Origin of the sequence: Enterobacter cloacae complex sp. BZL2005 (assembly GCF_049238885.1) — a bacterium.
In the GTDB taxonomy this organism is placed as follows: domain Bacteria; phylum Pseudomonadota; class Gammaproteobacteria; order Enterobacterales; family Enterobacteriaceae; genus Enterobacter; species Enterobacter roggenkampii.
Map to the genome: position 1 here is coordinate 53,189 of NZ_JBMKGI010000004.1, position 22,743 is coordinate 75,931.

Genomic DNA, 22,743 nt, shown 5'->3' on the forward strand with positions numbered 1-22,743 from the left:
GCTGCGCTATTTCAGCAGCTTGTCCAGCATGTTGATATCGCTGTTATTGTGCAGGTGTGGCACCGTCCAGCCGTGTTGGTCGTATTCGGACATACAGCGGTCGACCATCGCCATCATCTTGTCCATATTGCCGGAGCTCTGCGCCTGGCGCAGACACTGCAGGCGAATTTCATCCTGACTGCCGGAGTAGTTAATTTCGTACAGCTCGTGACGGCCGCCAAACTCGCTGCCGATGGCGTCCCACATCAGCTTCAAAATCTTGATGCGTTCGACGTGGTCCATGCCGTTGGAGCCGCGCACGTATTTCGCCAGATACTGGTCGATCTGCGGGTTGTTCAGGTCCCGCGCGCTGGACGGCAGGTAGATCAGCCCGGAGGTGACGTTACGCTCGATGATGTTCTTGATCTTGGCGTAGGCCATCGGGGCCATCACGCGGTAGGTCTGCAACGCCGCGTGATCCGGCAGATACGCACCGTTGACCCACGGCGTGGCTTCGGAGCACATGGAGTCGCTCAGCGCCCAGAACATGTTGCGCCAGGCCACCACTTCGCCGAGATCCGCCTGCACGCCGCGGAACTCCAGGGTGCCGGTGCACTCCAGGGATTTCTTCAGCAGGGCGGTGATGAAGTCGAGCTTCACCGCCAGGCGCACGCAGGCCTGCAGCGGGTACATGCGGGCGAAACCGCCTTCCATCGTCCAGCGGCGGCAGCGGTCGAAATCGCGGTAGATCAGCACGTTTTCCCACGGGATAAGCACGTGATCCATTACCAGGATCGCGTCGTTTTCGTCAAAGCGGCTGGAGAGCGGGTAGTCGTACGGGGAGCCGGTTGCGCCTGCCACCATCTCGTAGGAGGCGCGGGAGATCAGCTTCACGCCCTCGGCGTCCATCGGCGCGACGAACATCAGCGCGAAGTCCGGGTTTTCGCCCATCACCTGCGCGGAGCCGAAGCCGATCATGTTGTAGTGGGTCAGGGCGGAGTTGGTGGCCACCACTTTCGCGCCGCTGACGATAATCCCGGCGTCGGTCTCTTTCTCCAGCTTGATGTAGACGTCTTTCACCTCGTCCGCCGGCTTGTGGCGGTCGATCGGCGGGTTGACGATGGCGTGGTTGAAGTACAGGCCGGTTTCCTGAATGCGGGTGTACCAGTTGCGGGCGTTCTGCTCGAACTGGCCGTAGAAGGCCGGGTTGGCGCCCAGCGCGCAGCCGAACGCGGCTTTGTAGTCCGGCGTGCGGCCCATCCAGCCGTAGCTCAGGCGCGACCACTCGGCGATGGCGTCGCGCTGCTGGCGCAGGTCGTCGGCGCTTTTCGCCACGCGGAAGAACTTATGGGTATAGCCGCCGCTGCCGGTGTCGGTGCCCCAGCACAGCGTGTCCTGCATGTCCGGCTTGTGCAGCGCGTCGTACATCTGCGCGATGGAGGCTGCCGCATTGCGAAACGCCGGATGGGTGGTGACGTCTTTGACGCGCTCGCCGTAGATGTAAATCTCACGCCCGTCCTGCAGGCTTTTTAAATACTCTTCACCGGTTAACGGGCGTTTGGCGTCTGCGCGGAACTCTTCAGGCTTCATAGGGACCTCGTATCGGAATTGTGTTGTTAAATTTATGTTTTGTTTTTGTTGTTTAATTGAAGCCTGAGAGGGGCGTAACGTGAAGGGACGATTGGGACAACGACGGGTACTTTTCGGGTGGGTTGTGGTTTTGTGATCTGTGCGGCTTTTCGGCGGGTGGCGCTGCGCTTACCCGCCCTACGAACCGTGATGCCTTCAGGAAACCGGTACTTTCTGGGCCCGGTATGCGCTCGGCGAGCACCCCACTAAGCGATTAAAAAAGCGGGCGAAATAGGCCGGATCTTTGAACCCCAGCTGCCAGGCAATCTCGCTGACGGTGCTGTCGGAGAAGAGCAGCAGGCGTCGGGCCTCGCGCAGCTGGCGGTCGAAGATCAGCCGTTTTGGCGGGCGGTTGGCGAAGCGGCGACAGATATCGGTCAGGCGGGATTCGGTCAGGTGCAGCTCGCTGGCGTATTCCGGCACCGTCCAGTGCTGGTGGTAGTGGGTGTCGATCAGCTGGGTAAACCGCTGGAACAGCTTCAGCTCGCCGCGCATGCCGCCTGACGCGTGGTCGTCGAGCTTAGCGTTGCGCAGCAGCAGGGTAAACACCGCCTGGGCCAGCAGGACCAGCGTATGCTCGCGCCCGGGCAGCTGCTCCGTGGATTCCCGGGCAATCAGCTGCCAGTAGTGCTTCAGCGCCGCCAGCTCGTCCGGCCTGTCGGCAAGCGAAAGGCAGATCCCCGGCAGGCCAAACGCCTCCCGCGTGCCGGGGTAGAGCACCTCCAGCAGCGGCCAGATCAGATCCTCGCGCACCGTCAGCACGTGTCCGTCGCTGTCGGATTCGGTGATAAACGCGTGCGGCACCGACGGCGGGGTGAGGACGAACAGCGGGGCCTGCACCGAATAGCGGTGATCGTCGAGCTGGAGCTCAATCTGCCCGGTATCGAGAAAGTGCATCTGAAAGTACTGGTCGTGACGATGCGCCTGCATGTCGCGGCCAAAAAAGGCCGCCATGCGGGCGAACGACTGGTAGTGCACATCGTCGGTGCCCAGGCTTTCGTCGTACTCCTTGCTGATATCAATGTTGGCGATAGGGCTCTGGCACATGATCGTTCCTCTGTTGATCCCGCTGCGTCATCGGAATGCGCGTCAGCACCAGCGCGCCGACCACCAGCAGACCCGCCACGAACCACAGTCCCGAGCTGAAGCTGCCGGTCGCGTCGCGCAGGATCCCAATCAGCAATGGGCTAACGGCGGAGCCGACGTTGCCGATGGCGTTGATCACCGCCAGCGCCACCGCGCGGGACTGCAGGCTAATCACCCGATCCGGCGTGGTCCAGAATATCGCCATGGCGGTAAACGATCCGGTTGAGGCCATGATGATGCCAAGCAGCTGGATCAGGCTGTGATCGGTCGCGGAGGCCAGCATCCATCCCGCCGCGGCGAACAGGTACGGCAGGATGGTGTGCTTTTTTCGCTCTTTCAGCCTGTCGGAACGGCGGCTCCACCAGATCATCCCGAGGATGGTGCAGAACTGCGGGATCGCCGCCAGCAGGCCGATGACGATGTTGCTGCTGCCGGTGTTGAAGCTTTGCAGGATCTGCGGCGTCCAGATGTTGATCGCGCTCAGCGTATTGGTCAGGCAGAAGTAGGCCAGCGTGTAGAGCAGTACCGCCGGGGTCAGCACCTCGCGCAGCGTCGAACGCGGCGTGACGGATTGGGCAATCGCGACCTCCTGCTCGCGGGCGATCAACGTTTTGAGCGCCCGCTTTTCGTCCTCATCCAGCCACGTGGCCTGATCCGGGGTGTCGTTGAGGTAAAACCAGGTCACCACGCCGAGCACCACCGACGGCAGACCCTCCAGCAGGAACAGCCACTGCCAGCCCTTGAGGTTCCACAGCCCGTCCATCGCCAGAATGTACCCGGAGAGGATTGAGCCGAGCATCATGGTGACCGGCATGGCAATCATAAACAGCGCGTTGGCGCGGGCGCGGTGATAGGCCGGGAACCACCAGGTGAGGTAGACCAGAATCCCCGGCAGGAAGCCGGCTTCGGCAATGCCCACCAGCATGCGCAGGACGTAGAGGGTTTCGGGGCTGGTGGCGAACATGGTGCAGGTGGAGGCAATACCCCACACTACCATGATCCCGGCGATCCAGCGGCGCGCGCCGATCTTCGCCAGCATGATGTTGCTCGGGATCCCGCACAGCACGTAGGTGACGTAAAAGAGCGTCGCGGCCAGGCCAAACATGGTTGAGGTGAGGCCAAGATCTTTGCCCATCGTCAGCCCGGCGAAGCCGATGTTAATGCGATCGAGGAACGAGAAGACAAACAGGATAAAGAGAAAGACGATCAGGCGTCGGAACAGCTTGTGAATGACGCGGTGTTCAACAGCTTTATTATCATGGGTTTGCAGGGTAGAGGTCGTCATGGTGCGCTCCAGATCTTACGTTTAGTAGACGGATTTATTGTTATTAACTGAAGTAACCGGTTTTTCGATAAAGCGTGCCGCCAGCGCTTCCGCGCCGCGGGCGAGCAGGGTCGTGTCGACCCCGACGGCGACAAACCGCGCGCCGAGTTCAAGATAGCGTTTTGCCAGCGGCTCGTTCGCCATCAGGATGCCGGGGGCTTTACCCGCAGCGCGTATCTGTGCGATCGCCTGTTCAATGGCGGCCTGCACCTCCGGGTGCTGAGGATTGCCGGCAAAGCCCATGTCGGCGCTGAGATCCGCCGGGCCGATAAACACGCCGTCGACGCCTTCCACGTCCAGGATCTGCGGCAGGTTTTTCAGCGCCTCGCGGGTTTCGATCTGCACCAGCACGCACATGGCGTCGTTGGCCTGCTGCAGGTAATCCGGAATGCGGTTCCAGCGCGAGGCGCGCGCCAGGGCGCTGCCGACGCCGCGAATGCCCGCGGGCGGGTAGCGGGTGGCACGTACCGCCTGCCGTGCTTCGTCGGCGTTTTGCACCATCGGCACCAGCAGAGTTTGTGCGCCCACGTCCAGCAGCTGTTTGATCTGCACCGGGTCGTTCCACGCCGGGCGGACCACCGGCTGGCTGGGATAAGGGGCGATGGCCTGCAGCTGGGTCAGGACGGTCTGCACGCTGTTCGGCGCGTGCTCGCCGTCGATCAGCAGCCAGTCGAAGCCTGCTCCGGCCAGCAGCTCCGCGCTGTAGCTGCTGGTCAGCCCCAGCCATAGCCCAATTTGCGGACGGCCCGCCTGCAGCGCCGCTTTGAATGCGTTTTGCATGGTTATCTCCTAGACAAAGCGGCAGCTGATGGAGCCCATGTTGCCGTAGTCGACGTGGAAGGTGTCGCCTCTGCTGGCGGGCACCGGGCGGGTAAACGAGCCGCCGAGAACGATCTGGCCAGGCTCAAGCTGCACGTCGTACGGCGCAAGCTTGTTGGCCAGCCACGCCACGCCGTTGGCCGGGTGGTTAAGGACGCCTGCGGCCACGCCGGTCTCTTCGATCACGCCGTTGCGGTAGAGCAGGGCGGAGATCCAGCGCAGGTCCAGCTCGTCGGGCTTAATCGGACGGCCGCCGAGGATCACGCCCGCGTTGGCGGCGTTATCGGAGATGGTGTCGAACACCTTGCGCGGGCGCTGGGTGTCCGGGTCGACGTTGTGGCAGCGGGCGTCGATCAGCTCCAGCGCGGGGATCACGTAGTCCGTGGCGTTATAGACGTCGAAGATCGTGCAGTTCGGGCCGCGCAGCGGTTTTGCCAGCACGAACGCCAGCTCCACTTCAATGCGCGGGACGATAAAGCGATCCACGGGAATGTCGCTGCCGTCGTGGAAGAACATGTCGTCCAGCAGCGCGCCGTAGTCCGGCTCGCTAATCTGCGAGCTGGCCTGCATCGCTTTGGACGTCAGGCCGATCTTGTGGCCCTTCAGCACGCGGCCTTCGGCGATCTTCAGGCTGACCCATTCGCGCTGGACGGCGTAGGCGTCGTCGATAGTGATCGTCGGGTAGTCGAGGGAGATCTGGCGGATCTGCTCCCGGGACTGCTCCGCCTGATGCAGACGATGGGCGATCAGGGTATGGGTGTGTTTATCGAGCATGGCGTATCCTTTATGCGGCTGTTGCCGGGTGGCGCTGCGCTTACCCGGCCTACGTTCGAGCCGTTGTAGGTCCGTTAAGCGAAGCGCCACCGGGCGGAAAAGATGTCTATTTAAACAACGCGTGCACGTTGTTTTGTTTGTAATTGAGCGTTGGGTGCAGTTCGTCCAGCTCAAACGACAGCGCCAGATAGCGGCTCGCCATCAGCGCCGCGAAGTGCGTTTTAATCAGCGCAAACAGCATTTCACCGACCTCTTCCCGGCTCTCCAGACTGCGCCCCGCGCCAATCTTCAGCGTCATATGGACAAAGGCGTAATCGTGCTTGCCGTCGGCCATCTGCCAGGTGTCCAGCCAGTGGGCGCGGCTGCGGATACCGCCGATAGGGAAGATGCCCGTGGCGGCGAGCGCCTCGTTCACTTTGGCGAACAGCCCCGGCAGGTCGGCCTGCTCGCGGATGTTGTCGGTACATTCAGCAATAAAGTGCGGCATGGTGGCTCCTTATGCGGGCAGGGGGAAAACGGCGTTGACCTGGCCGGTGCCGGAGCTGGCGAACAGCTCGGTGAGAAACTCCACCTTGCCGTCGTATTTGTCCCAGCCGAGCATCCCCAGCAGCATCACCGTGTCGTGCATGTTGCCCTCGCCGTAGCAGTAGTCGGCGTACTCCGGCAGCATGCTGCAGAATTCTTTGAACTGACCCTCGCGCCACAGCTTCACCACGCGCTCGTCCATCTGGCGGTCGAACTCCCGGGTGTAGCTGTTCATCCCTTCTTCCGCGCGCTGGTCGTCGATAAAGCGGTGCGACAGCGAGCCGCTGGCGAGCACCGCCACGGTGCCGTCATATTTTTCGATGGCGCTGACGATGGCCTCGCCCAGCCTGCGGCTGTCGGCGAAGTCGTGAACCGTGCAGAACGCCGAGATGGAGACCACTTTGAAGTGCTTATCCGCGTTCATGTAGCGCATTGGCACCAGCGTGCCGTACTCAAGCTTGAGGCTCGGAATGTTGTGCGCTTTGGCGCGCACGCCCAGCTTCACCGCTTCGTCGGCAATCAGCTGGCCGAGTTCCGGGTTGCCGTCGTAGTCGTAGGTCATGTCGCGGATAAAGTGCGGCAGCTCGTTGCTGGTGTAGACGCCCGAAAAATGGTCCGCACAGTTGATGTGATACGCGCTGTTCACCAGCCAGTGGGTGTCGAAGACGATAATGGTGTCGACGCCCAGCTCCCGGCAGCGCTTGCTAATTTCTTTATGCCCATCGATGGCGCCCTGGCGGCAGCCGTGGTTTTTGCCCGGCAGTTCGGAGAGATACATCGACGGCACGTGGGTGATTTTTGCCGCTAACGCTAATTTGCCCATTTTCAGATCCCCCACTTTGGAATCGGATGGTCGCCCATGGAGATGCAGACGTTCTTCATCTCCGCGAATACCTCGAAGCTGTACTCGCCCCCCTCGCGGCCGGTGCCGGAGGCCTTCACGCCGCCAAACGGCTGGCGCAGGTCGCGCACGTTCTGGGTGTTGACGAACACCATACCGGCTTCAATGCTGCGCGCCAGACGCAGCACTTTGCTGACGTCCTGGGTCCAGATATACGACGCCAGGCCGTACTCCACGTCGTTGGCCAGGCGCAGCCCTTCCGCTTCGTCCTTGAACGGCAGCAGGCAGGCCACCGGCCCGAAGATCTCCTCCTGCGCCACGCGCATGCGGTTATCAACATCCGCCAGCACGGTCGGGCGCAGGAAGTTGCCGCCCTTCAGGTGCGCAGGCAGATCGGTCGGTTTGTCCGGGCCGCCCGCCAGCAGGGTTGCGCCTTCCTCGATGCCGAGGCGGATATAGCCGGAGACTTTTTCCCAGTGCTGCTGGCTGATGAGCGCGCCAATCTGGGTGTTCGGATCGGTCGGGTCGCCCACGCGCAGGCGGTTGGCGCGCTCGGCAAAGCGCTTGACGAATTCCGGGTAGATGCTCTGCTGGATAAAGATGCGCGAGCCCGCGGTGCAGCGCTCGCCGTTGATGGAGAAGATGGTGAACAGGGCGGCGTCCAGCGCGCGCTCGATATCCGCGTCTTCAAAAATCAGCACCGGGGATTTGCCGCCCAGCTCCATGGAGTACTTCTTCAGCCCGGCGTTTTTCATGATGTTGCGCCCGGTGGCGGTGCCGCCGGTGAAGGAGACCGCGCGCACGTCGTGATGCCGCACCAGCGCATCGCCTGCCGTCGCGCCGTAGCCCTGCACCACGTTGAGCACGCCCGCCGGAATACCCGCTTCGAGGGCCAGTTCGCCCAGACGGTCGGCGGTCAGCGGGGAGAGCTCGGACATCTTCAGCACCGCGGTATTGCCTAAGGCCAGACAGGGTGCGACCTTCCAGGTGGCGGTCATAAACGGCACGTTCCACGGCGACACCAGCGCGCAGACGCCCACCGGCTGCACCAGGGTGTAGTTGAGCATCTTGTCGTCGACCGGGTAGGTCTTGCCGTTCATCTGCTGGCACACCTCGGCGAAGAATTCGAAGTTGTGCGAGGCGCGGGGGATCAGCACGTTTTTGGTCTGGTGGATCGGCAGGCCGGTGTCGGCGGTTTCCATGGCGGCGATCTCGGGCACGTTCTGGTCGATCAGATCACCCAGGCGACGCATCAGGCGCGCGCGCTCCTTCATCGGCAGGTTAGCCCACTTCGGGAACGCCTCTTTGGCGGCGGCAACGGCCTGATGGATTTCGGCCTCGCCGCCGGCGGCCACTTCTGCCAGCACCTCGCCGGAGGCCGGGTTGGTGGTGTGGAAGTACTCGCTTCCCGCGACGTTTTTACCGTTTATCCAGTGGTTAATCTTTTTCATTTTGCCGTCTCCTCACTCACAATTCGGTTCACCAGGCGCCCCACGCCCTCCACTTCCACCACCACTTCATCGCCCGGCACCACGTCGGACAGCCCCTTCGGCGTGCCGGTGGCGATCATGTCGCCCGGCTGCAGGGTCATAAAGTCGCTCAGGTAGGCGATCAGGTACGGGATGCTGAAGATCAGATCCGCCGTGGTGCCTTCCTGGCGCAGCTCGCCGTTGACGAAGGTGCGCAGGGCGAGGTTGTGCGGGTCGGGAATGGCTTCTTTTGGCACGATGTTGGGGGAAATGGGGGTCAGCCCGTCGCGGCTTTTCACCCGCAGGTTCGGGCGGTAGTAGTTTTCGAGATAGTCACGAATGGCGTAGTCGTTGCAGACCGTATAGCCCGCAACATAGTCCATCGCCTCGGCTTCGCTCACCTTGCGGGCGGTTTTACCGATGACCACTACCAGCTCCGCTTCATAGTGCATGTACTCGACGTTGTTCGGGCGCACCGAGGTCTGGTTGTCGCCGTTGAAGGTGTTAGGCGCTTTGATAAAGACCAGCGGCTCGGTGGGCGGCTTGAAGTCCAGCTCGCTGGCGTGATCGGCATAGTTCAGGCCGAGGGCAAACAGCGTGGCGTGCGGCGGCGTGCTGTGCGCAATAGTGACGTCGCGCTCGTCCACCACCGGGTTTTCCAGCGGTGGAAATCCTTCCGCCAGAATACGCACGCGATCGCCCGGGCGGATCTCAACGCGGCTTTGCGGGGTACCGATCAATATCGCATCGCCGGGATTAAGGGTGGCGAACTCGCTCAGGGCGCTCAGCAGTTCGGCAGCGTTACGCTGCAGATCGGCGGTGTTCCAGTGGTCCGCTTCGCGGCCGTTGATCTCGGTGATGATGGTCAGGCTATCCACGTTATCAATGGCGACCGGTTCGCCGAGCGGGCAGAATCCGTCGCGGCATTTGGCCTTGATGGCCGGACGGTAGAAGCTCTCTTCCGGCAGGCTCACCTCGTTGGCCAGCGCATATCCGGCGATGTACGCCGCGGCGTCCTCCACGCGTACCTTGCTGGCGGTTTTACCGACCACCAGCGCTACCGTGGCGCCGCTCAGCACCGTTTCCCCCTGCGGGAACGGAATGGGCTCGCCTGCACGGATCACGGTGTTATGCGGTTTGATAAACCACACCGCCGTTTTCGGCGGCGTGTTGTAGGGGGCTTTTTCAAACGCCTCTCGCCAGGCTTCGCGCTGGCTCTGATGGTTGAGGGCGACGGCAAAGACGGTACCTTTCATTCACATACTCCTCAGGCCGGAGGTCCGGTTTGGATTTCATTAATATGTTAATGATCTGGTTTTATGCTTTTGCTGATTATTTCGCAATCAGAAGTGAAAGATTTGTGATACGAATAACAATAAATTTACATATTGGTTTTTATTGATATTAAAATCAGATGGTTAATAAACTTAGTGGGTTTCTGTTAGACTTTTTGACGGAAAACGTGTTGTTTATAAAAGCATCTTATATGAATTGTTTACGTGTTAATGATGTGAAGGGGAGAGGCTATGCATGATTCATTAACCATCGCGCTGCTGCAGGCGCGGGAAGCGGCGATGTCCTACTTCCGTCCGATCGTGAAGCGGCATAACCTCACCGAGCAGCAGTGGCGCATCGTGCGCGTGCTGGCTGAACATCCGTCGATGGATTTTCACGATCTGGCGTTTCGCACCTGTATTTTGCGCCCGAGCCTGACCGGCATTCTGACGCGCATGGAGCGCGACGGTCTGGTGCTGCGCTTAAAGCCGTTGAACGACCAGCGCAAGCTGTACGTCTCGCTGACCAAAGAGGGCAATGCGCTGTATGAGCACGCCCAGGCGCAGGTGGAGGAGGCGTATCAGCAGATTGAGGCGGAATATACGCCGGAGAAGATGAAACAGCTGACCGCGCTGCTGGAAGAGTTTATTGAACTCGGAAACCGACATAACGCAGCGCGGGAAGAAGAGTAAAAACCACAAATTTCAGGATGAATTTCGTAAAGTTTTCCCTTTCCAGGCCGAAAATTCTGTATCTGTCTGAGGAAAGAGAAAACATGTTAAACCGTATCAAGATTGTCACCAGCTTAATGCTGGTTTTAGCGATATTTGGCCTTCTACAACTCACATCCGGTGGTCTTTTCTTTAATGCTCTGAAGAATGACAAAGAGAATTTCACCGTCCTGCAAACCATTCGCCAGCAACAGTCCACGCTGAACGGCAGCTGGGTTGCGTTGCTGCAAACCCGTAATACCCTGAACCGCGCGGGTATCCGCTACATGATGGATCAGAGCAATATCGGTAGCGGCGCGACCGTGAACGATTTGATGCAAATCGCGTCTGCGTCTCTGAAGCAGGCGGAAAAAAACTGGGCTGCCTACGAAGCCCTGCCGCGCGATCCGCGTCAAAGCGATGCGGATGCCATGGAGATCAAGCGTAACTATGATATTTACCACGGCGCGCTGGCGGAGCTGATCCAGCTGCTGGGCGCGGGCAAAATCAACGCCTTCTTCGACCAGCCAACCCAGAGTTACCAGGACGGTTTTGAGAAGCAGTACGTGAGCTACCTGCAGCAGAACGACAAGCTGTACCAGATGGCGGTCGAAGACAGCAACAGCTCCTACAGCCAGGCTATCTGGGTGCTGATTAGCGTCCTGATTGCCGTGCTGGTGGTGATTGTGGCCGTCTGGCTCAACATCAAGCAGACGCTGATCTCCCCGCTGAATCGTCTGATCGACAACATTCGCCATATCGCCAGCGGCGATCTGGTGAAGCGCATTGAGGTTCAGGGCACCAACGAGATGGGTGAACTGGCCGACTCGCTGCGTCATATGCAGGGCGAACTGGTGCGTACCGTTGGCGACGTGCGTAACGGCGCGAATGCGATCTACAGCGGCGCGAGTGAAATCGCGATGGGCAACAACGACCTCTCCTCCCGTACTGAACAGCAGGCCGCTTCCCTGGAAGAGACCGCTGCCAGCATGGAGCAGCTGACGGCGACCGTTAAGCAGAACGCCGAGAACGCCCGTCAGGCGAGCCATCTTGCGCTGAGCGCCTCTGAAACCGCGCAGAAAGGCGGCAAAGTGGTGGACAACGTGGTGCAGACCATGCGCGATATCGCGGGCAGTTCGCAGAAAATTGCCGACATTATCAGCGTGATCGACGGCATTGCTTTCCAGACCAACATCCTGGCACTGAACGCGGCGGTAGAAGCGGCGCGTGCGGGCGAGCAGGGCCGTGGTTTTGCGGTGGTGGCAGGTGAAGTGCGTAACCTGGCCCAGCGCAGCGCCCAGGCGGCACGCGAGATCAAGAGCCTGATCGAAGACTCCGTGGGTCGCGTGGAAGTGGGTTCAACGCTGGTCGAAAGCGCCGGTGAAACCATGGGTGAGATCGTGAATGCGGTTACCCGCGTCACGGACATCATGGGTGAAATCGCCTCTGCGTCTGACGAGCAGAGCCGCGGTATCGACCAGGTCGGTCTGGCGGTGGCAGAGATGGATCGCGTGACCCAGCAGAACGCCTCGCTGGTGGAAGAGTCTGCCGCAGCGGCAGCCGCACTGGAAGAACAGGCAAGCCGTCTGACGCAGGCCGTGGCGGTGTTCCGCATTCAGCAGGAGCAGATGAAAGCGCGTGAGTTCGCTTCTGCGAAAACCGTTGCAGCACCGGCGATGGCGCGTAAAACGGTTACCGCTGATGCTGGTGATAACTGGGAAACGTTCTAACGCCGTATGTTGTGCCGGGTGGCGGCTACGCCTTACCCGGCCTACGGTTCGTGGTTGTGCCGGGTGGCGGCTGCGCCTTACCCGGCCTAAGGTTTGTGGCTTTTGCCGGGTGGCGGCTACGCCTTACCCGGCCTACTGTTCAGGGTTTTGTAGGCCCGGTAAGCGCAGCGCCACCGGGCGGTATTATAGAGGCAGGCGCATGGCGCAGCGCGTTTCATATGCGAAACCGTGCGCCGTCTCTTCTTCCCTTTTCTGACGCAGTTCAGGCGTCAGGGTCGTCATTTTTTCAAACCCCAGCCGGGCATAGAACGGCGCATTCCACGGTACGTCCCTGAACGTCGTCAACGTCAGCGCGGTCATCCCCCTGTTACGGGCATGGTCTGCCACGCAGGCGATGAGCTGCCTGCCGATCCCTGTTCCCTGCCAGTCCAGATCAACCGAGAGTTCGACAATAAACAGTGAAGACGGATGGGCTTCGGCAAGGATAAACCCGACGGGCTGGTCGTTTGCCAGCGCCAGCCAGCTTAACCCGCGTTCGACATAGTCGAGGTGTTGCTCAGCGGAAATGACCTCGCCGTCGGCAAGCCAGGCGAGTGCCGGGAAGTCACGGAAGCGCCCGGCCGCCGCGCGTTCAATGGCGGGCAGGGCGGCAATGTCGTTGAGGGTGGTGGGGCGAATGCGAAGAGTCATGGCGGCAAGTATAGCCTGACCCGTCGACATTATTCCGAGCAGATCAGCACCGGCGAATAGAAATTGCTGATCACCAGCGCGTCTTCCGGCGTGCGCTCGATCGTCAGAAGCCTTTTATTGCCCAGCGTCAGGCCGGCAACGTATTTTTCAAAGACCCCGGGCGGCATGGCGTCATGGCTAAAACGCTCCACTTTTTGAATAGCGATCTCATACAGTTCGCCCTCCACGTGACGCCATTTAAACATCTCCTGGCGAGAAACCTCCCAGCTGCGTGGGGCATTTACCACGCTGCCGTTAACCGTGATGTACCCGGTTTTGTCGGGATGAAAACGCATAATGATCTCACCGTCAAAGGTGAAATCGTGGTTGTCGCGCCGGTCGGAAAAGGTCAGGTTTCCGTCGCAGGCCACCGACAGCGGGGGCGTGTGAAAGTACCACGCCAGCACGGTGCCCAGCAGCAGCAGGTTGAGGATCAGGGTTAGCCAAACTTTTTTGTGTCTCATCATCACCACTCGTAATAGTAAAGCGTACGACAGGCGCTGGCTTTACCCTGCGTGAGGGAACATTGGGAGAGCACCAGCCGCCCTTCGTGGCCGTAGAAAAGCGTTCTCTGAATGTGCATGTAGAAAATTGAATTTTTCAGGCACGGAAGATGGCCGTCCTTCTGAAGCGTTTGCGCCAGCGCTATTGCCTTCCCGTGAAATACGTCCGCCAGCGGCGTAAAGGTATAGACCGGGCAGGTGCCGATATGCGTCAGCAGATGGATCTCCCTTTGTGAATTTTCTGGCTTGATCAGCACGATCCAGAGGCATAGCGCAACGACGACCAGCGTGAGCGCGCCGCAGAACAGCCATTCAGGGCGAACGCGCCATGCAGGTTTCGCCGTTTCGGCGGTCGGTGGAGCCTCCTCCAGCGGAGTGACCGTAACGTCCGCGCTGAGCATAAAGCCCGTTTTCGGTACGGTAACGATAAGCAGCGCGTCGGGAAGCAGGGCCGCCAGCATCTTGCGCAGAATGCTGATGTACTGGTTTAAGGAGTTGTTAGACCCCTGAAGCCCTCGCCGATCCCAGACTTCCTGGAGAAAGGTTTCCCGTTCAACCACGTTCCCATGATGCTGAACCAGCAGCTTCATGATGGTATTGGCCGTACAGGTGAGGAGCTGCGCATCCTCATCCGGCGCATTGATAAGAGAAACAGAACCGTCCTCGTCGTTATAGACGATGGCGTCAGCAAGCAGGTATTTCATAAGTTGTTGTAATAAAAACAGAGATAAAAAATAAAAAGAGAAGGTCTACGCCTTCCGGGCTGCATTGCTGGCTATTTTAACGCCACTGTTACCGATAACATTGATCCAGACAGGATTTTGGGTGGTTTAATAAGTCAGCGTGATAATCACGTCATCAATAAATTCCCCGGTACCGGTTAGCGGCTGTGCCGGGACCTCGCCGTAAACGGTGTAGTTCTGGGTGCCGCCAGCGGGATTGGTGACCTGCAGCGCATCGCCGCTGCTTTGATCTCCCCAGCGTTGCGTGGCCGCCTCATCCTGCCAGAGCCCGTAGTGCAGGCACTGGCCCTCGCTGTTGCAGAGCTGCCGCTGGTTACCGCTGGCATGGTTGCCTTTGCCCATGGCAAGGGTGAACGCGGTTCCGGCCGGACAGCGCGTGGTCAGGGTGGCGGTGGAACGCGTCGGACGCAGGGTCGCGGTGCTGGTCAGGGTGCCGAAGTTAAGGGGCGTCACGCGCTCGATGTAGCATCCCTGGCTGATTTCGGCCTGCGCGCTGGTGCCGCCCTGCACTTGCTCCCCCTCTGCGGAACCGTCCGAGCAGTTTTGCAGGGCATCCTGACGCAGGGCGCTGTGCCAGGCGATGCGCAGATTCATGTTGTAGTTGTAATAGTGGTAGGCCGGAAGCTGGCTTTGCCCTGCCGGAATGGTAGCGATAAGCGGAAAGGTACCGCTGACGTTGGCATTGCTTTGCGCGGCCAGAGTCTGCTGAATCAGGTTCCCGCTGCTGGCAGGCCCCAGCTCCTGAGAGCGTGCTGCGCCGTTCAGCAGGCGGAAGAGGAGGGTGTACTGTTTTCCCTCCTGGTCCCCCGGCGAGATCATCTCAAAGGGCGGGGCGTCTACGCTGCTCAGGCAGACGTTGAGATATTCCGTCCTGCCCTCGTTGTCGGCCTGGCAGCTAAACTTGACCTCGGTGTTGACGGAGGTGGTATTGCCCGCCACGACGTTGCCAAAGTTAATGGCGGGCATGGAGGTTATCCAGCAGGCTGCCGCCATCGCCTTTACGGACAGGACGAGCAGCAATAATAACGGCGCTCTTAATGACACAGTTGTTCTCCCATATTCTGTATAGATGACGCGGTACGGGGCGCCGGAAGCGCGACCCGGCACTCTCCCTCACCGGTCTTCACCACCAGTTCACCCGGCAGAGGCGGATCTTCAAGCCAGATAAAGCCATCGCGGCCCACGATGGTGGCACCCTGCGGCGCTGACACGACGCTGCCCAGCGGGAGCGGCCTGCGGCGGCTGTCGACCAGCCGGGCCTGAACCGTGACGGCGTGATGGACGTTAAAATCGACTTTGACCGCGCTGTTGTTGCCCGGCCTGGCATGCATGTCGGTGACGGGGGCGATCACATCGGCGGGCAGATCGAGCGGGTTAATGCTGACTTTGCTGTTGTGGTAGCGCGGCAGGTCGGTCAGCAGGAGATAACCGTCCTCATCCGTTTCACCGGCCGGGCGGTTTTCCAGCATCACCGGTACGTGCCCAATACCGTGCGTGGAGACCAGCGCCATGCCCTGCTGGATGTAGCGCAGCGCGTGCAGGCTGCCGTCGAGCAGCGTCAGGCTCCCTTCGGCTGAGGCGTACTGGTTGCGCTGGCTGGCATCTTGCTGCAGCCCAACGTGCCATTCGCCCGCGCGGCCCAGATAGCCTGCGTCTGCATATCTTTCACGTCGTTCGCCAAAGCCCTGGCCCAGTTCCCATGACCAGCCGCCGGCCTCATCGTCCGGCTGGTGGCGGTAATCCATGCGTGGTTTATCCCGGCTGGCCTGAACGGAGAGCGTGTCCTCGCGACCCACTGGGACGGAAAGCAGTAGCTGAACCTGACTCGACGCATCCGTAAACGAGCGGGTATAGCTCAGCGTGGTGGAGATGTGTGCCGGCAGCGACACCGACCACGAGGCATTGAGGTAGCGCTGCGCGCTGCCCTGAATGTTCTGCTGTACCCAGCCCGCGCCCACGGTGCCGAAGTGGGGGACGGACTGGCTTACCCAAACGCTGTCGCTGCGTCTGACGGGGGCGGCACCGCTCATGCGGGCGTTGTCGGCGAAATCCGCCTCGGTGCGGACGGTGCTGGCAGAAATGCCCGTTCCTCTGCCGTTCCACTGCCAGCCGAGGCCCCACTGAACGCCCTGACCGTAAGGGCTGTCGCTCACGGCAACGTGCTGGCTGACCACCCCTACGGCGGGAGAGACCAGCCAGTCTGCGCCCGTGCCCACGTTGTGCAGCCTGCGCTGCTGCTCCGTATGCAGTGCCAGCGTCAGGTGATTATTCACCCCATAGCGCCAGCCCGCGTCCAGCAGCGGCGAGGCGGCATAGTCGTCGGAGTGCAGGGCGTAGTTTTCCCGCATCCAGCCGATGTCCAGCGAACCGCTGCTGAGCCCTTCCGCCAGCATGCCCGGCGCGCCGTAGAGATCGAGCTGTACGGTGCGACGCTGGCCGTTGATATCGGTAATCACCACCTCCGCCTGCCCGCTTCCGGTGAAGGAGGGCAGGGTATCCAGCAGAAAGTCACCCGGCGTGACGCGCTGGCTGCTCTGCTTAAGGCCGTCGATATACAAATCGACCGTGGAAGGCAGTACGGCCGTGTCGCTGTAGCGGCTGCGCGGTTCAGTATTGAGTTGCGGATTGAGCTCAAAATTACGTGCCCAGTGCAGCCCGCCAAAGCGCACCTGTCGGCTCCAGCGGGCGCCGGTGGTGATGCTGTCGCCCAGCGCCAGCGTGGTCAGCGAGTCGGTGTTGTCCCACTGCCAGCGGGTTTCGAGACGCGTGTGGGTCGGTCGACCGGCGCTGTTTTCCTCCCCGGCATGGCTTGAGAAACTGCTGCTGAACGTTCCGGGTAATCCTCCGGATGCGGTCAGCATGGTCTGGGCGTTGAGCTGGCGCTTCCCCTGCGCATCGCTGGCGTAGAGCGCGTATCCGAGCGTATAGGCGCTGACGGGTTGCGCATCAGGGTAGCGATACATCGGCGCGGGCTTTGAGGCGGTGAGATGCTGCTGGCCCTCGAGTGCGTCAGCCTCTGCGGTAATCGACACCTGCTGGGACAGCACGTCGAGATTAACCTTCAGGCCCGGCAGGGACGTCAGCTCAACCCATTCGGCGCGATCGTCCGGGGCGTGAAGCCCCAGCTTTTTCATGTCGCTGCGGCTTATCCATAACGCATTATCCACCACCCGGCAGGCCCAGAGCTCGCCTCGCGGGGCGTGGTTCACGGTAATGGCCAGCCATTGTACGGTGTCTGCGGGTTCAGTCCGGGCTGACAGCATGAGCGGTAGCCAAAACAGGAGCGCGAGAAGCGAGCGGGCGCAGGGGTATCTGGCTGGCATGGTGGTCATCATTGAGATAGACGCGCAGCGTGCTGAGCGCGTGACGTGAAGCGTGTTTAAGCGGCAAAAGGGCGGTTTGTCCCGGGAGCACATAGCCCGCCAGGCCTTTAATCGACCCGACAACCTGCCCATCGACCGTCAGGGCCTCAAGGTGGCTGAGACGGATGTGGCGGTTTCCGGCATTAAAGCAGCGAAGGGTGGCCGGTATTTCAGACTGCTCACAGCTCAGGGCATCGTGGCTGACGGGCGCGCTCTGGTTCCCGGCAATAAACACCGGAATCGAGTAGCGCAGCAGGAAGTGCACCGCGGTGGGATTGGCGGCACGGGACGTGGCGTCCGGCAGTTCGTCGATAACCAGCCGGTAACTTTGCTCCTGTGCACGGATGCCGGGCTGCATGACGATAATACGCACCAGCTGCTGCTGGCCCGGCGCCAGAGATGTCATCGCCGGGCTGCTGACCACCTCCCCGGTGGCCACCAGAACATCTTTACCGTTTTTTTGCGTCCATTCGTACACCCGAATCTGCGCATGGATGGCCGCTTTCCCACTGTTAGTGAGATAGATAGCCGCTGCCCGCTGGTCGCTCTGCAGATCGAGCGTTACCGGGGCCACCTGAAGCGTGGCGGCCAGCGCGTAGCGTGACAGCAGCGCCAGCATCATGAGCCACAGAATGAAGCAGGAAAGATAGCGACGCACGATCAGTACTCCAGTTTTAACGTGATATCGTCGCTGTAGGTACCTGCCTGGGCGGTTGTCAGCGCCCCGGCGTCAATCACGCCATACAGCGTTTCTTCCTGTTCCGCGCCGTTGCCGGTATCGTCCAGGCCATTCGTGCCGGTGATTTGCGTCTGTTTGCCTTCGTCAGCAAAGAGTTTCCACGCAATCTTCTGCGCGCCCGTGTCGCCGTTTTCCGGCTTCAGCCAGAAGGTTCCATTTTCGCCGTCGTTGCTGGTGGCGGTCAGAGTGAACGGCGTGCCGTTGGTGCAGACGATATCGACCTGCGTTTTGGCCTGGATTTCGCTCGACTCATCGGAGCCGTGACGCGAGAAGTTGAGGTCGTTGGCTTTGAGGGTGCACGACTTCACGACCTCAAGTGATACGTGCATCGTCGCGCTTGCGGTGCTGTCTGCGGCGATCGCAGCAGCAGGAAGCAGGAGAACGGAACAACATACAACGGTGGGAATAATTTTCATGATCTTATTTCCTGACGTGAGTAACAGTGCAATTACAAAGCGAATGACTGAGCGTCCAGCAGGCAGCGTTTTTGATGGAATGCCGCCAGGTTGTGGCAGCAACAAGTGGGGCAAGGCCATAAACAGGCATTGCCGCGCAGAACGATGACCATATCGCCAGCATTCGGAATGAGAGGGGTCATTTTCTGCCCCACAGATAGCCCTGGCCGTAATCGGCCGCGCTGGCGCGGGCCAGTGCGAAATCACCTGCGGTTTCAATGCCTTCGATCAGCACCTTGCTGGCGACGCGCTTGCACTGGCGGGTGAGATGCAGAAACTTCGCCTGCTCGGTCCGTCCGTTCCAGAAGGTATGTTTGTCAATTTTGATGCCGCAGAAGCGGATCTGGCTGGTCAGAAGTTCGGGAAGAAGGTCTTCGCAAACATCGTCTGCCCACACTTCTATCCCCCACTGATGGAGCGTTGCGATGCATTTCCGCAGCGCCCGGCTTTGCGTATCGTCGAGTTGTACCATCGAATGGAGATCGGTGACCTCGATAGCAAGTCTCTCCGGGCAGGGTGTTTCTTCTTTGAGCCTGTCGAGGAAGTCCGTGTCCAGCAGTAAATCCGATGTCGCATTGAGGTAATACTTGTCGCCATCCTTGCAAAACATGGCGTGACGAAGCTGCGCAAAGAAGTGCGCTTTACGCTGCGTCGCGGTCATCGAGCCAAAGTAATCTTCAAGATTGACGTGGGGCTTTGCCGTGGACAATACCTCCCAAGCAATCACATTTTCACTGCGCAGTGCCCGGATGGATTCGAACTTAAGGCCGGTTAGCATGATAAAAGTGCGTAACGCTCCGTGGTGATTTCAGGAGCTGCACATTTTATATATTTGGTTTTGACAGGATATTTATAGATAAAAATGGCTTATATAAAGTGTTTTTATCTATTTTATGAGATTTATAAAGGATTATTTATTTTCATAAGCGCCCGGCAGAACGCCGGGCGCGACGCGCATTAACCCGCTTTGCTGATGATTTTGATTTCGACCATGCCAATTCCGATCTCGCGCGGCGAATGCCCAAGGATATTTCCCTCATTCGTGGACTGCGGGTCCGGCGGTACAATCACCAGGGTATTGCTGCGCGAAGGATTCTCAAAATGCAGCGTTTGTGTGCTCACGTCGTTTCCAAGCGTTAACGTCTGCTCCCGATCGCCCACGCGCACGGGTACGGGCTTGTTAGCATTAGGCCCATAGGCCCTGGCGGTGATCACCAGATCAAATTGTTCCGGCAGGGGATGGGTGTACTCAATTTTCACCTCATTGCCCAGCTGCGCGTTGGACCAGCGTCCCCAGGACTCCGGCCGCGAGATGCCGCTAAACTGTTTCACTTCCTCCGGCGCGCCGGCCACGTTAAAGATAAAGCTGTCCGCTTTGTAGCGAATATCGTTGTCGACGATTTTCAGCATGTCGACGTTACGCTGATAGCGCGCGGTATCTATCACCGTATCTTTAAAGGCGGTTTTGCCCTTCCACTGCGCCTTATCCACGTGCTGCACGGTTTGCTCTCCGCCAAGCTGGCCCTGCGAGACGCACCAGTCGGTCGAGAGCGCCAGCGGCTGCGACCAGAGCTGGCCCATTTTGTAGCACCGGTCGACCCAGACGAAGTTATCGCGTGGCGCAAAATCGGCCAGCTGGTAGCGCAGCGGCGCGGAATACTCGCTTTCCGGCAGCGGCTCAACGCGTCCTTCCGATACGCGCAGCAGCAGCGGCAGACGGAAGTTGCTGCCCGAGAAGGCAATGGTGTTTTTATCCCGATCGACGGTGAAGTCTTTCATCTCTTTCGGGAAATTCCACAGGCGGATGATGTCTGGCTTCCAGGCGAGAATTTTTTCCTTCATGTTGAGGAACACTTCCGACAGGGATTGCCCCGACAGCGTGCTGCGGCCCAGGCCAATAAAGTTGTCGCCGCCCAGAATGTCCAGCACGGTGGCGCCGTTATCCATGGAGTTGCGTTTGGTGGCGATCTCCTCCTGCTGCGGCTTGTCGCCGCGCAGGACGAAGAACAGGTTGCTGCGATCCTGCTTGTTGAGCTGATCCCACGCGCTGTTTTTCATCGCCAGATGGTCAGATGAGACGACGATGACGGTATTTTTAAACCAGGGCGAGGCTTTGATTTTCTCGACCAGTGCGGCGATGTGCTCCTGACTGCAGGTGACGGCGCTGAACGATTTGTTGTTTTTGCCATCAATCTCATAGCTTTTGCGCTTGCAGGTGCGCGAGACAAACCCGTCCGGATGGTGGGTGTCCACCGTCAGCGCAAAGAGAGAGAAACGCTTGCCCGCGCGGGACAGCTCCTCGAATTTCTTCCAGGTTTCGTCGAGTACCGTATCGTCATAGAAGCCCCAGTCGTTGCGGTAGCTTGGATCGGCAACCGTCGTTTTTAACTCTTCTGAGCCGTACAGGTGGTCAAAACCGTGGGATTTCAGGAACACATCTTTTCCGGCGAAGCGCAGGTTTGCTCCCTGCATAAAATAGTTTTCGTAGCCGGAGTTTTTCAGGATATCGCCGAGGCAAATATTCTGCGGGAAGAAGGTCGACATGGAGGCTGAGGCGTTACCTTCAAAAGGCGCGAACAGCGGGATACCACACTGGGAGGCAACCATCCCGGCAATCGTGTAATCCGTACCGGGCAGCTGCATAGTGTGGCTGAAATCGAGACCTTCATTTTTCAGCGCACCCAGATCTGGCGTCAGGTCCGGGAAGGCATCGTTATCAAAGTACGTGCGCTCCAGACTTTCACCGTAGATATAGACCAGATTGAGCGTCGGGTTAGCGATCGTTTTCGACGGCTCTTTGTAGTAAGCCGCGAAATCCGGATCGCCGTCGCGCGACTGGGATTTCACCAGTTCGGTGATCTGATGGAACGCCGGGCTGGCGTCGACGGAGGCCAGCGCCAGGAATAACGCCAGCAGGCTGTAGCCATGATGGTGTGGATGATGGCGACGGCGACGCAGCACCCAGGCCAGCGCGCCAAAAATCATCACCAGCGCGACGATAAGGCCGAGCCCCGGAAGTATGTACTTACCCACACCTGCGCCCGTCAGGCTGTTCGTCAGGGTGTAGAGCACCGCATCGTTAATACCGTCACCGGTAAAGTAATCGCTGGCGTATAAGGTAATGTTTAAAATAATAAAAATGCCGAGCACCACCAGCGTGGCGATAAACCACCAGGTGTGACGGCCGGCTTTCCAGGCGTAAACGCCGACAGAAGCCAGAAAAAGGATAAGAGACAAGAATTCTGACAACAGCATATCCTCATGACGCCAGGTGCTTCGCTGGCTAACTGTTTATTTTTTGGGTGATACAATGTAATTGCGATGTCGTTAAGCTGCAATTTTAGTGTCACGAAAGTGTGCTGTTGTTAGGATTTGGTTTAGAAAATCGTTTTTATGAAGATGTGCACATCCTGACAAACGGACGCTGAGACGGTGGCAGGCAGGAAAAACGCTCATTTAGCGCCGCGCTGCAAGACTATCGCACTAAACGCGGCGTGTTGTGGCAGAAAATGGGGTGGATCAGGAGATGAAATTAACGCCTTGTTTCAGCACCAGATCGCAGGCTTTGGTTTTCACCTGTTTGGCCAGAGAAGAGTTGCCGAGGGTGCTCAGGTTAAGCTGCTGACCGTTCTGCGCGTTAAGCAGGCCCTGAATGCCGTCCATGTAGTTGGTGTCCGCTTTTTGCTCCTGAGTATCCAGACCCAGTTTACCCAGCACCTGGTTTTTTACATTTTGCGCGTCGGTCACGGAGGCCAGCTTTTGCTTCGCGCAATATTCCAGAATCCCCGCCGCGTTGTTCATCGTCCCCGCGCTCAGGCTCTGGGAACTGTTGCCCAGCAGGCTGGTGAGGGAAGAGGCGGAGAGTCCGCCCTGCGTGCTGCTGCTCTCTTTGGTCAGCTCATTTGCTGCGCTTGACAGGGACTCCTGCCAGGACGCCGCCTGCGCTGCGCCGGTTACCAGCAGCGCGCCTAAAAAGGTGCTGATTAGAATCTGTTTTTTCATCATGGCTCTCTCAAAAAGGTCCGTTTTGGGCCGAAGGGGTTCCAGTATA

21 protein-coding genes are annotated in these 22,743 nt (G+C 59.5%); 2 read left to right on the forward strand and 19 right to left on the reverse strand.

Annotated features, from left to right (window positions below):
• Window positions 1–6: 6 nt before the first annotated feature.
• From hpaB to hpaG, 9 genes are all read right to left on the reverse strand, one after another.
• Window positions 7–1,569, reverse strand: a complete 1,563-nt coding sequence (gene hpaB, locus ACOTXI_RS09820) for a 4-hydroxyphenylacetate 3-monooxygenase, oxygenase component (RefSeq protein WP_008501307.1) — start codon at window positions 1,567–1,569, stop codon at window positions 7–9.
• A gap of 195 nt (window positions 1,570–1,764) precedes the next feature.
• Entirely contained in the window at window positions 1,765–2,655 is an 891-nt protein-coding gene (hpaA, locus tag ACOTXI_RS09825; protein ID WP_008501306.1) for a 4-hydroxyphenylacetate catabolism regulatory protein HpaA, read from the reverse strand.
• Window positions 2,627–3,979, reverse strand: coding sequence for a 4-hydroxyphenylacetate permease (hpaX, locus tag ACOTXI_RS09830; RefSeq protein WP_058654246.1), 1,353 nt, complete (start codon window positions 3,977–3,979; stop codon window positions 2,627–2,629). Before hpaX ends, hpaA begins: the two co-directional genes overlap by 29 nt.
• Window positions 3,980–4,000: 21 nt before the next feature.
• Window positions 4,001–4,798, reverse strand: coding sequence for a 4-hydroxy-2-oxoheptanedioate aldolase (gene hpaI / locus ACOTXI_RS09835; protein WP_058654245.1), 798 nt, complete (start codon window positions 4,796–4,798; stop codon window positions 4,001–4,003).
• A gap of 9 nt (window positions 4,799–4,807) precedes the next feature.
• Entirely contained in the window at window positions 4,808–5,611 is an 804-nt protein-coding gene (hpaH, locus tag ACOTXI_RS09840; RefSeq protein ID WP_021240607.1) for a 2-oxo-hept-4-ene-1,7-dioate hydratase, read from the reverse strand.
• A gap of 106 nt (window positions 5,612–5,717) precedes the next feature.
• The gene (locus tag ACOTXI_RS09845) at window positions 5,718–6,098 is read right to left on the reverse strand and encodes a 5-carboxymethyl-2-hydroxymuconate Delta-isomerase (RefSeq protein WP_008502110.1); all 381 of its coding nucleotides are present in this window, start codon (window positions 6,096–6,098) and stop codon (window positions 5,718–5,720) included.
• A 9-nt stretch (window positions 6,099–6,107) separates the two neighbouring features.
• Entirely contained in the window at window positions 6,108–6,959 is an 852-nt protein-coding gene (hpaD, locus tag ACOTXI_RS09850) for a 3,4-dihydroxyphenylacetate 2,3-dioxygenase (protein ID WP_014830538.1), read from the reverse strand.
• A gap of 2 nt (window positions 6,960–6,961) precedes the next feature.
• Window positions 6,962–8,428 carry a 5-carboxymethyl-2-hydroxymuconate semialdehyde dehydrogenase gene (gene hpaE, locus ACOTXI_RS09855; RefSeq protein ID WP_058654244.1) on the reverse strand — a complete coding sequence of 489 codons (1,467 nt, stop codon included), beginning with the start codon at window positions 8,426–8,428 and terminating at the stop codon, window positions 6,962–6,964.
• Window positions 8,425–9,702, reverse strand: a complete 1,278-nt coding sequence (gene hpaG / locus ACOTXI_RS09860; protein ID WP_058654243.1) for a 4-hydroxyphenylacetate degradation bifunctional isomerase/decarboxylase — start codon at window positions 9,700–9,702, stop codon at window positions 8,425–8,427. Before hpaG ends, hpaE begins: the two co-directional genes overlap by 4 nt.
• A gap of 270 nt (window positions 9,703–9,972) precedes the next feature.
• Between hpaG and hpaR the strand changes: the two genes are divergently transcribed.
• Together hpaR and tsr are read left to right on the forward strand one after the other, a co-directional pair.
• Entirely contained in the window at window positions 9,973–10,413 is a 441-nt protein-coding gene (gene hpaR, locus ACOTXI_RS09865; protein ID WP_008502106.1) for a homoprotocatechuate degradation operon regulator HpaR, read from the forward strand.
• A gap of 83 nt (window positions 10,414–10,496) precedes the next feature.
• Complete coding sequence (gene tsr, locus ACOTXI_RS09870; RefSeq protein WP_032654994.1) at window positions 10,497–12,161, forward strand: methyl-accepting chemotaxis protein; 1,665 nt, start codon at window positions 10,497–10,499, stop codon at window positions 12,159–12,161.
• Between the two features lie 183 nt (window positions 12,162–12,344).
• Here tsr and ACOTXI_RS09875 read toward each other — a convergent pair whose 3' ends face one another.
• The 10 genes from ACOTXI_RS09875 to ACOTXI_RS09920 all read right to left on the reverse strand — a co-directional run bounded on the left by ACOTXI_RS09875 (window position 12,345) and on the right by ACOTXI_RS09920 (window position 22,694).
• The gene (locus ACOTXI_RS09875) at window positions 12,345–12,851 is read right to left on the reverse strand and encodes a GNAT family N-acetyltransferase (protein WP_058654242.1); all 507 of its coding nucleotides are present in this window, start codon (window positions 12,849–12,851) and stop codon (window positions 12,345–12,347) included.
• 29 nt (window positions 12,852–12,880) lie between these two features.
• Window positions 12,881–13,354: a hypothetical protein gene (locus ACOTXI_RS09880; RefSeq protein ID WP_025912120.1), complete on the reverse strand. Its 474-nt coding sequence runs from the start codon at window positions 13,352–13,354 to the stop codon at window positions 12,881–12,883.
• A 2-nt stretch (window positions 13,355–13,356) separates the two neighbouring features.
• The gene (locus tag ACOTXI_RS09885; protein ID WP_008502102.1) at window positions 13,357–14,097 is read right to left on the reverse strand and encodes a winged helix-turn-helix domain-containing protein; all 741 of its coding nucleotides are present in this window, start codon (window positions 14,095–14,097) and stop codon (window positions 13,357–13,359) included.
• Window positions 14,098–14,223: 126 nt separating this feature from the next.
• Window positions 14,224–15,180 (reverse strand): Csu type fimbrial protein, encoded by a 957-nt coding sequence (locus ACOTXI_RS09890; RefSeq protein WP_008502101.1) that lies wholly within the window; start codon window positions 15,178–15,180, stop codon window positions 14,224–14,226.
• Window positions 15,171–17,399, reverse strand: a complete 2,229-nt coding sequence (locus tag ACOTXI_RS09895) for a fimbria/pilus outer membrane usher protein (RefSeq protein WP_058654241.1) — start codon at window positions 17,397–17,399, stop codon at window positions 15,171–15,173. The genes ACOTXI_RS09890 and ACOTXI_RS09895 overlap by 10 nt, the downstream gene beginning before the upstream one ends.
• The gene (locus ACOTXI_RS09900; protein ID WP_039265282.1) at window positions 17,380–18,156 is read right to left on the reverse strand and encodes a fimbrial biogenesis chaperone; all 777 of its coding nucleotides are present in this window, start codon (window positions 18,154–18,156) and stop codon (window positions 17,380–17,382) included. The genes ACOTXI_RS09895 and ACOTXI_RS09900 overlap by 20 nt, the downstream gene beginning before the upstream one ends.
• 2 nt (window positions 18,157–18,158) lie before the next feature.
• Window positions 18,159–18,653 (reverse strand): Csu type fimbrial protein, encoded by a 495-nt coding sequence (locus ACOTXI_RS09905; RefSeq protein WP_023293340.1) that lies wholly within the window; start codon window positions 18,651–18,653, stop codon window positions 18,159–18,161.
• Window positions 18,654–18,831: 178 nt separating this feature from the next.
• A complete protein-coding gene (locus ACOTXI_RS09910) occupies window positions 18,832–19,470 on the reverse strand; it encodes an EAL domain-containing protein (protein ID WP_058654240.1) in 639 nt (212 codons plus the stop codon).
• A 179-nt stretch (window positions 19,471–19,649) separates the two neighbouring features.
• Window positions 19,650–21,941 carry a phosphatidylglycerol--membrane-oligosaccharide glycerophosphotransferase gene (gene opgB / locus ACOTXI_RS09915; protein WP_032676075.1) on the reverse strand — a complete coding sequence of 764 codons (2,292 nt, stop codon included), beginning with the start codon at window positions 21,939–21,941 and terminating at the stop codon, window positions 19,650–19,652.
• A 270-nt stretch (window positions 21,942–22,211) separates the two neighbouring features.
• Window positions 22,212–22,694, reverse strand: a complete 483-nt coding sequence (locus ACOTXI_RS09920) for a DUF2501 domain-containing protein (RefSeq protein WP_021240596.1) — start codon at window positions 22,692–22,694, stop codon at window positions 22,212–22,214.
• Window positions 22,695–22,743 lie beyond the last annotated feature (49 nt).